This is a genomic window from Bacillus sp. 05T31, from assembly GCF_056396725.1.
On record NZ_JBFTMA010000109.1, the window covers coordinates 1 to 9,404 of the forward strand.

The following is a 9,404-nucleotide window of genomic DNA, read 5'->3' on the forward strand; positions in this document are numbered from 1 at the left end:
TAGTAAACTTTCATACACTAATTAAGAATTTATAACAGAAAGCAAGGGATCAGATTTTGTATAGAGCAGCTATTCCAAACTTATTTACGCTCGGGAATTTATATAGCGGATTTTTGTCAATCGGCTATGCATCTTTAGGATATTATAAATCAGCTGCTATTTTAGTACTGATCGGGATGATGTTAGATAGTCTTGATGGTCGTGTCGCTCGTTTATTACGCGTTGATTCACAAATGGGAAAAGAGCTTGATTCACTCGCGGATGTTGTAACATTTGGCGCAGCACCTGCTGTTTTAATGTATTACACATCTTTTTCCAACTACGGAATCATTGGACTATACATAGCGGGATTATTCCCTCTGTTCGGAGCATATCGCTTAGCACGATTTAATGTAACACCATCTTCTACTTCTATGAAATATTTCACTGGAGTTCCGATTACTGCAGCAGGAGGGCTTGTTGCTTTCTTAACATTATTTTCACATACCATTCCAAAAATCGTTCTCATTACCGTATTCGTAACGTTCGCATTTTTAATGGTGAGCCGTGTTCGTATCCCAAGTTTAAARGATGTACCAATTCCACGATATAGCATAATTGTTACACTATTTTTAGTTGGAATTATTATCACAATGTACCAAACAAGTTTTGGCAACATTTCTGTTTTCTTATTCATTGCCATTCCACTATACATTTTGTATATGTTATCTCAATTTATTAGACAAAGACCTTCTAAAAAAGCGAATAAAGAAAAATAAAAAAACCTTCCGTATTTCGGAAGGTTTCTTTTTTATTTTGTAACTAATACTTTTTGATTTACAGGTGTTACAGGTTCTTCACCATTTAATACAGCTAAAATATTTCTTACTGCCATTTCAGCCATTGCATCACGTGTTTCGAATGTTGCATTTCCTACGTGAGGAGCAAGTACTACATTCTTTAATCCTTTTAGCTCTTCTGTAATTTTCGGTTCAAATTCAAATACGTCAAGAGCTGCACCTTCAATTTCATTCGTTTTTAGTGCATGAGCAAGTGCTGATTCATTCATAATTGGTCCACGTGAAGCATTTATAATATATGCTGTTTTCTTCATCATTTTAAACTGTTCTTCATCAATCATATGATGTAATTTCGGATTATAAGCACAGTTAATTGTAATAAAGTCCGCTGTTTGTAATAATTCTTCCAACGTTACGTATGTCGCTTCCAGTTCACTTTCAGCTTCAGGCTTTCGATTTGGTCCTGTATATAAAACATTCATTCCAAATGCTCTCGCACGCTTTGCAACTGCCTTCCCGATTTCTCCGAGGCCAATAATTCCGATTGTCTTACCGTGTACTTCGCGGCCCAAGAAGAATAACGGTGCCCATCCGTTAAATCCAGTTGTACGACATAACGTATCACCTTCAGGAATTCTACGTGCAGCTGCTAAAAGAAGTGCAAATGTTAATTCTGCTGTCGCTTCAGTTGATACTTTCGGTGTATTCGTTACCGCAATTCCTTTTTCTCCTGCATATGTGTAATCARTATTATCGTAACCAGCACCATAATTTGCGATAATTTTCAAGTTTGGTGCTGCGTCAATAACCTCTTTCGATACCTTCGTAGAAAGTAAGCTTAAAAGTGCATCTTTATCTTTTACACGTTCTGCTAACTCTTCTACACTAATTAATTCTTCTTTATTGTACATTTCTATATCATGATTTTTCAATAATTCTAATCCGATTTCTGGAATTTTTCCTGCTACTAATATTTTCGCCACTACTAACACCTCTTCTATACAAAATATGATATCTCTTATATTTCATTGTAAGAAATCTACATATAAAAACCAAGGAATTTGATTATAGTTTTGAAAATCGACACTTTTCCATAAAAAAAGAGGAGATGCAACTCTCCCCTCTTTTTACGCTTTTTCTTGCGATTCTTTCCCAAGCTTCGCATCGATTGTTCCTTCTGCAACTGTATCGCTAATTTGTTCCTCAATAACTGAGTTAGCAGTATTATTTGTTTCAGAAGTATAGGCTTGATCTGCCGCTTGTACGTTTTGTTTATTTTGTTGTTTCGYCATTTTTCATCCTCCTTTTCATTCTTTCTTATTTTGAACAAAAAGGGTGATTTTCATCAAAAAATCGTGTTTCATTTTGAAATTATTCCTTCTTCTTCAAGCAATCTCATCGTTCTTACTCGTTTCGTAAATGTAGCTATGTGAGAAATATCATGATTGCGTAATGTCTTTATATTCTCTTCCACATACTTTCCTAAATCATTCGGATAATGGGCATCTGAGGATAGAGTAATCGGAACTCCATGCTTAGCTAATACTTGTAAATAAAGTGGACTTGGGCACATTTCGCGCACAGGATATCGATAGTACAATCCCGCATTTATTTCTGTTGCTGTATTTGTTTCCACTAACGCACGAGCAATTTCCTTATAATAAGAAAGCTGTTCATTCTCATCCAATCGATAATTAAATACTTTTATGTTATCGAGGTGAGCTATAATATCAAAAAGCTCGGAACGAACAGCACTTTCAACTGTAGCGAAAAACGTGTGATATAAAGTATGTAACTCATGCGTACCAAAATACTCTTTCGTATCTGGATTATCAAATCCCCATCCATCTATAAAATGGACCGAACCGATTACATAATCAAAGTCTCCTAATGCTAGTAAACCTTTTAACTCTTGTTCACCCCCGATAAAATAATCCGCTTCAATTCCAAGTTTGAGCGTTATCCCTCGTTTACTCCATCGCTCTTTTGCCTCTTCAATCGCCTTTGTAAAATCATAAATAGACGTTACTCTTACTTGATCTAACCATTCTTTTTGCAGGCGACCAAGCTTAGAATCACTAATATCTACATACTTTTCATAATATCCTTTCGCTTCATGAAAACGATATAAATGATCAACAATGCCAACTTCTTTTATACCTTTTCGCACAGCTTCTTCTAAATATAAATCAATCCATTTCGCTGTAAATGGACCTTCCTTCACACGTCTTTGCAGGCGTTCTTGTGTTTTCATAAGCCATTCCATAGAATGTTTTTCTTCTTTAAGCGGTTCAAAATATTGTAGCGCATCATTTATTTTAGCTAGCCACCCTATTGAATATGGCCCTTCTTCTAAATGAATGTGACAGTCCACTTTCATCCATATTCCCCCTTATAATGTATCTATTTCTCTTCTGTCCCCTACTCGCGAAAGCTTTCCATTTCTTTCTTTCACTTCTTGCATGACATCTTCTAATGGAATATTTTTTTCGGCTAATAGAACAAAACAGTGATAGAACACATCAACCATTTCTTTTACTATTTCTTCTTTATCATTATTTTTAGACGCAATAATTACTTCGGTGCACTCCTCACCAATTTTCTTTAAAATTTTATCTTCACCTTTTGAAAATAAATAATTCGTATATGATTCAGAGAGTGGATTTTTCTTTCGTTCTTCAATTGTTTCAAATAATAACTTAAGGATATCTTCCATATGTATCCCCCTATATAATTTTGTAGTGAAAACACGTTTTTTCTCCCGTATGGCAAGCAGGCCCTACTTGCTTTACGACAACAACGATTGCATCTTGATCACAGTCTAAATAAAGTGATTGCACATATTGGACATTTCCCGATGTACCTCCTTTATTCCATAACGATTGTCTCGAACGGGAATAAAACCATGTTCTTTTCGTTTCCAGCGTCTTGTCATACGCTTCTTCATTCATATAAGCTAACATTAAAACTTCTTTCGTATCTTCCTCGATAACAACAGCTGGTATCAATCCTTTTGCAAAATTAGGTTTCATAACCGCACCTCAACGTTTGCTTCTCTTAATTTTCTCTTTACATCTTGTACAGTCGCTTCACCATAATGAAAGATTGATGCCGCTAATGCTGCATCAACTGTTGTCTTTTGAAATACTTCTATAATGTGATCCACATGACCACATCCACCTGATGCGATTACTGGAACAGAAACGCTGTTTGAAATTGCTCCTGTTAAACGAAGATCATATCCGTTTTTCGTTCCATCTGCATCCATACTCGTCAACAAAATTTCTCCTGCCCCGAGCTGGGCAACGCGCTTCGCCCATTCGATTGCATCCATTCCCGTATTAAGTCTTCCGCCATTTACGTATACATTCCATTTATCTTCTGCTACTTTTCTAGCATCGATTGCTACGACAATACATTGTGAGCCAAAATGTTCCGCACCTTCCTGGATTAACTTCGGATTTCTCACTGCCGCTGAGTTTATTGAAACTTTATCTGCTCCAGCTCTTAGTAAATTGTACATATCTTTAACACTTGAAATCCCCCCGCCAACTGTGAGAGGTATGAATACTTTTGAAGCAGTTTTTTCTACAACATCTATAATCGTTTTTCGCCCTTCATGCGTCGCAGTAATGTCTAAAAATACGATTTCATCTGCTCCTGCATCATTATATAATGCGGCTATTTCAACAGGATCACCGACGTCTTGTAACCCTATAAAATTCACACCCTTTACTACCCGCCCTTCTTTCACATCTAGACATGGAATAATTCGTTTTGCTAACATAGTTTTGTTACCTGTAACACTTTTTCTAAATCAATCGTTTTCTCGTAAAGTGCTTTCCCAATAATGACGCCATATATGTTCATATCATTTAATCTTTTCACATGTTGAATAGATGCGACACCTCCAGATGCAATCACGCGAATACCCACGCTTTTTTGCAGTAACTCTAATTGCTCAAAATTTGGTCCTGCAAGTGTCCCATCTTTTGAAATGTCCGTAAACACAATCGTTTGAACACCTACACTTTCCATTTGCTTCGCTAAATCGATGTACGAAATTTCAGACACATCTAACCAGCCCCTCGTTGCTACGAAACCATTTTTCGCATCAATTCCAACTATGATTTTCTCCTTATATAGACGAACCGCTTCTTCTAAAAATGATTTATCGTAAAGGGCAGCCGTTCCTAATATCACTTTTTCTACACCTACTGACAACAACTTCTCCACTGCCGCGGGTGACCGAACTCCTCCTCCAATTTGCACCGGAATACGTACCGCCTTGCATATTTTTTCAATGACAGGTAAATTTACTGACTCCCCAACAATYGCTCCATCTAAATCAACAACGTGTAGTATTTTCGCTCCAAGTTTTTCAAATATGATTGCTTGTGCGACTGGATCTTCATTCATCACCGTTTCTTTACTAAACTCTCCTTGATAAAGCCTGACGCATCGTCCTTCTTTTACATCGATAGCTGGGAAGATTTCCATGCTTCTACCACCCCTTTGAAATTTTTTAACATTCGCATCCCAATTTCCCCACTTTTTTCAGGATGAAACTGTGCGCCAAATATATTTCCTTTTGCTACAAAACCAGGTACTTTCACTCCATATTCACTTGCCCCATACACAATTTCATTCGGACAATCTGCATAATAAGAGTGGACATAATATACGAAAGAACCGTCCTCTACTCCATTCCAAAGCGATATTTCTCCTTCTTTTTTTAATTCATTCCACCCCATATGTGGAATTTTATAAGGAACTTTTAACTTTCGAATAACACCTGGCAATAAACTTAATCCGTTACAATTTTGTAGTTCCTCACTTTTTTCAAATAAAAGTTGCATTCCTAAGCAAATACCCAGAAGCGGTTTTCCTAAGCTCCCAACTTCTTTTAGCACACATACTAAATCTTTTTCTTCTAAAACGCCCATCGCTTTCGGAAATGTGCCTACTCCTGGTAAAATAACTCCATCACTTCTCAATATTTCTTTTTTATCATCCGTTATGATGTACTCTGTTCCAATATATTTTAATGCTTGTTCCACACTACGAATATTTCCCATTCCATAATCTATAATTGCAATCAATTACAACATCCCTTTCGTTGAATTTACACCATTAATATTGGCATTTTTATCGACTGCCTCTCTAAGCGCTCGACCGAACGCTTTAAATAAAGCTTCAATTTTGTGATGTGTATTGCTTCCGTATAAAATGCGAGCATGTAACGTAATATTTGCAGCATGAGCAACTGCTCTAAAAAATTCTTCCGTTAATTCTGTGTCAAAATCCCCTAGCTTCGGATTTGTTAATTCACCTTGAAATACAATATATGAGCGCCCGCTTATATCAATCGCAACAAATCCTAAAGATTCATCCATCGGTACATACGCTGAGCCGTAACGGTTAATCCCATCTTTATTTTGCAATGCTTCTTTCAAGCAAGTTCCGAGTACAATTCCAACATCTTCAACCGTATGATGMGCATCAACGAATACATCACCTTCAGCTTCAAYTTGCARACCRAATCTTCCRTGYCTAGCAAATAAAGTTAGYATATGATCAAAAAATCCAACTCCTGTTTGCACAGAAACATTCGTACTTTCATCAAGTTGCAAACTTAATTTAATTTTTGTTTCCGTCGTCTCACGTACTTGACTAGACTCGCGCATTATTCTTCCTCCTTAAACCTAATTTGGATTGCTCTTGCGTGTGCATGTAAACCTTCTTTATTTGCAAGTTCTACAATATGATGCTGTACACTTCTTAACGCTTCTTCCGTATAAGAAAYGAAGCTTGATTTTTTYACGAAATCATCGACGGATAACGGAGAAAAAAATCTTGCCGTTCCACTTGTCGGTAATACGTGATTCGGCCCCGCCAAATAATCTCCGAGCGGTTCAGGTGCATATGGGCCAAGAAAAATTGATCCAGCATGCTTTACATAAGCTAGAGCATTCATTGGCTCTTTTATGTGTAACTCTAAATGTTCTGGAGCGATTTCATTTGATAAATGAAACGCCTCTTCTAAAGAAGGAACAATAAAAATTGCTCCATTTCTTTTTATGGATTCACGAGCGATTTCACTTCTAGGCAACGTCTCTAGCTGCCTTTCTATTTCTCTTTCTACTTCTTTAGCAAGCTTTATATTTGTTGTAATACAAATAGCTGTTGCCCTCTCGTCATGTTCTGCCTGTGATAATAAATCAGCAGCAATATATTCGGCATTTCCTGTTTCATCTGCGATAACTACAATTTCTGATGGTCCAGCAATCATATCGATATTGACTATCCCATATACTTCTCGCTTCGCTAGCGCGACATATAAATTCCCTGGTCCAACTATTTTATCTACTTTAGGAATCGATTCCGTTCCATATGCTAGAGCAGCAATTACTTGAGCACCACCGGCCATATATATTTCATCTACACCTGCAAGACTTGCAGCAGCTAAAATATGCGGATCAATTCCTCCTTGCTTCGGCGGTGTTACCATTACAATTTTTTTCACTCCTGCGAGTTTTGCTGGCAATACATTCATTAATACTGATGAAGGATACGAAGCAGTCCCGCCCGGCACATATACACCTACATTTTCTAACGGACGAATAAGCTGCCCTCTAATTACCCCTTCACTCACGCAATCAAACATAGATTGTCTTTTTTGCTTTTCGTGATACGAGATAATATTTTTCTTCGCCTCTTTTAACGCTTCTAAAAAAGCTTGTTCTACAAACTTACTTGCTTGTTTTATTTCTTCCTCACTTACACGAAAATCTTTTGTCTCTACACCATCAAACTTTTTTGTATAGAACGATAAAGCCTCATCTTTACTCTCCCTTACGTTTTGAACAATTTCACTTACACTTCTTTGAACAGTTTCTTCTATTATATTAGCGCTTTCTCGTAGCGATTTTATTTTCGATAAAGCCTCTTGGAAATCTTCAAAAACTATCTCCATTTAAAGTCCCCCTATTTCCCTGACAAAATTTCTTGTTCCATCATATTTATAACGCAGAATATTTCGTCTTTTTTAGTTTTCAATGCAGCCTTATTCACAATCATTCGAGCTGATATAGAGCACATTTCCTCAAATACAATTAACCCGTTTTCTTGTAATGTTTTTCCTGTTTCAACAATATCAACAATTGCATCTGCCAAACCTAGAAGTGGAGCAATCTCTACAGATCCTTCTATTTTAATAATTTCTACATCCTCCCCTTTATCATGAAAATATGTAGAAGTAATGTGCGGATATTTCGTAGCAATTCGTTTTTTTCGATAACCCTTCGGATTATACGTAGGAATAGAAGCGACACAAAATTTACACACGCCCACTCCTAAATCGACCATCTCATATATATCTTTCTCAAATTCCATTAATATATCTTTTCCAACGACTCCAATATCAGCTACGCCATGTTCTACATAAGTAGCAACATCTACCGCTTTCACTAAAATAAATGAAATGTTTGTGTTTTTACTTTTAAACACAAGTTTTCTTCCTTTATCTTTGAGCTCCGAACAATCAATTCCAATTTTTTCAAACAGTGGAATAACATGCTTTTCTAATCTTCCTTTCGTTAACGCAATTTGAATGTTACGCATGAARCCTCCCCTTCTTTCTGKATGATCCATTTCTCTCTCCATACATATTCCACTAGTGACTCACTCTTCGCCTCAACGACTGTCATTATTTTATTCTTGTTTGCAAATTGAAAAGTATCGTTTAAATTAGAGAATAAAGATAACTGGGCATTCTTTCCGTCCTTTTGCAGTAAATTTCGTAACCTTTCCGCTTCTGCTAATCTATTTAACTCATAATGAATCATAATATCTATTCTCTTTCGTTTATATGGTTCTTGCTGCTCTTGAAGTGCCTTAACTATTTGATTTACTTGCACCGCGAGCCCAACCGCTGGCATCATCTCTCCAAAATTTCCAATTAACTCATCATATCTTCCGCCACTAACAATCTCTTCTCCAATTTCATATATATACCCTTTGAAAATAACACCCGTATAATAATCCAAATGTTGAACCATACCTAAATCAATTGATATGTAAGGGCCATATCCTAACTGTTCAATTGTTTCATATATTTCTTTCACTCTCGCAATGGCCATTTTCATTTCATTACTTGAGGCGAGTTTTTCTGCTTTCTCAACAACATCTAAACTCCCGAATAACCTTGGTAGTTTCTCAAGTAACCTTACTGTTTCATCACACCGATTTAATTTCTTTTCTTCTATAAAATGTGAGAGTGCGGCATAATTTTTACTTTCAATATACGTTCTAAGTAACTTCTCTTCTTCATCATTAATGGGGAGCTTTTTTACGATACATTTATATAACTGCACTTGCCCAATCTCAATTGTGAAAGATTGCACCTTTAATTTTTGAAGTGCTTGAATTACGCTTATCACACATTCAATTTCAGCCCTTACATTTTCAATCCCGATAATTTCAATACCACTTTGCACTATTTCATTATATTTCCCAGTAAGGGACTCATTCGCCCGAAATACATTCCCGCTATAAGTTACTTTAAGAGGAATATCCCCTCTCTGTGTTCCAATTACTCTTGCTAAAGGAATTGTCATATCTGGG

13 protein-coding genes are annotated in these 9,404 nt (G+C 36.5%); 1 reads left to right on the forward strand and 12 read right to left on the reverse strand.

Annotated elements, in window-relative coordinates:
• Positions 1–56: 56 nt before the first annotated feature.
• Positions 57–758 carry a CDP-diacylglycerol--serine O-phosphatidyltransferase gene (gene pssA / locus AC1DJR_RS09740; protein WP_429686528.1) on the forward strand — a complete coding sequence of 234 codons (702 nt, stop codon included), beginning with the start codon at positions 57–59 and terminating at the stop codon, positions 756–758.
• A gap of 32 nt (positions 759–790) precedes the next feature.
• Here pssA and AC1DJR_RS09745 read toward each other — a convergent pair whose 3' ends face one another.
• From AC1DJR_RS09745 to AC1DJR_RS09800, 12 genes are all read right to left on the reverse strand, one after another.
• On the reverse strand, positions 791–1,771 hold the full coding sequence (locus tag AC1DJR_RS09745; RefSeq protein WP_477002496.1) for a 2-hydroxyacid dehydrogenase family protein: 981 nt from the start codon (positions 1,769–1,771) through the stop codon (positions 791–793).
• Between the two features lie 135 nt (positions 1,772–1,906).
• Positions 1,907–2,071: a YozQ family protein gene (locus AC1DJR_RS09750; protein ID WP_477002497.1), complete on the reverse strand. Its 165-nt coding sequence runs from the start codon at positions 2,069–2,071 to the stop codon at positions 1,907–1,909.
• A gap of 68 nt (positions 2,072–2,139) precedes the next feature.
• Positions 2,140–3,159 (reverse strand): histidinol phosphate phosphatase domain-containing protein, encoded by a 1,020-nt coding sequence (locus AC1DJR_RS09755; protein WP_429686527.1) that lies wholly within the window; start codon positions 3,157–3,159, stop codon positions 2,140–2,142.
• Between the two features lie 12 nt (positions 3,160–3,171).
• Positions 3,172–3,495 (reverse strand): phosphoribosyl-ATP diphosphatase, encoded by a 324-nt coding sequence (gene hisE / locus AC1DJR_RS09760; protein ID WP_002011702.1) that lies wholly within the window; start codon positions 3,493–3,495, stop codon positions 3,172–3,174.
• 10 nt (positions 3,496–3,505) lie between these two features.
• Complete coding sequence (gene hisI, locus AC1DJR_RS09765) at positions 3,506–3,811, reverse strand: phosphoribosyl-AMP cyclohydrolase (RefSeq protein WP_002086731.1); 306 nt, start codon at positions 3,809–3,811, stop codon at positions 3,506–3,508.
• Positions 3,808–4,566, reverse strand: a complete 759-nt coding sequence (gene hisF, locus AC1DJR_RS09770; RefSeq protein ID WP_429686526.1) for an imidazole glycerol phosphate synthase subunit HisF — start codon at positions 4,564–4,566, stop codon at positions 3,808–3,810. Before hisF ends, hisI begins: the two co-directional genes overlap by 4 nt.
• On the reverse strand, positions 4,560–5,279 hold the full coding sequence (gene hisA / locus AC1DJR_RS09775; RefSeq protein ID WP_429686525.1) for a 1-(5-phosphoribosyl)-5-[(5-phosphoribosylamino)methylideneamino]imidazole-4-carboxamide isomerase: 720 nt from the start codon (positions 5,277–5,279) through the stop codon (positions 4,560–4,562). Before hisA ends, hisF begins: the two co-directional genes overlap by 7 nt.
• Complete coding sequence (gene hisH / locus AC1DJR_RS09780; RefSeq protein WP_060750584.1) at positions 5,252–5,881, reverse strand: imidazole glycerol phosphate synthase subunit HisH; 630 nt, start codon at positions 5,879–5,881, stop codon at positions 5,252–5,254. The genes hisA and hisH overlap by 28 nt, the downstream gene beginning before the upstream one ends.
• Complete coding sequence (gene hisB / locus AC1DJR_RS09785) at positions 5,882–6,466, reverse strand: imidazoleglycerol-phosphate dehydratase HisB (protein ID WP_477002498.1); 585 nt, start codon at positions 6,464–6,466, stop codon at positions 5,882–5,884.
• Positions 6,466–7,755, reverse strand: a complete 1,290-nt coding sequence (gene hisD / locus AC1DJR_RS09790) for a histidinol dehydrogenase (protein ID WP_477002499.1) — start codon at positions 7,753–7,755, stop codon at positions 6,466–6,468. Before hisD ends, hisB begins: the two co-directional genes overlap by 1 nt.
• A gap of 11 nt (positions 7,756–7,766) precedes the next feature.
• Positions 7,767–8,402, reverse strand: coding sequence for an ATP phosphoribosyltransferase (hisG, locus tag AC1DJR_RS09795; RefSeq protein ID WP_429692422.1), 636 nt, complete (start codon positions 8,400–8,402; stop codon positions 7,767–7,769).
• Positions 8,378–9,404, reverse strand: a 1,027-nt coding sequence (locus AC1DJR_RS09800) for an ATP phosphoribosyltransferase regulatory subunit (RefSeq protein WP_477002500.1), incomplete at its 5' end; no start/stop codon positions are given. The genes hisG and AC1DJR_RS09800, both read right to left, overlap by 25 nt.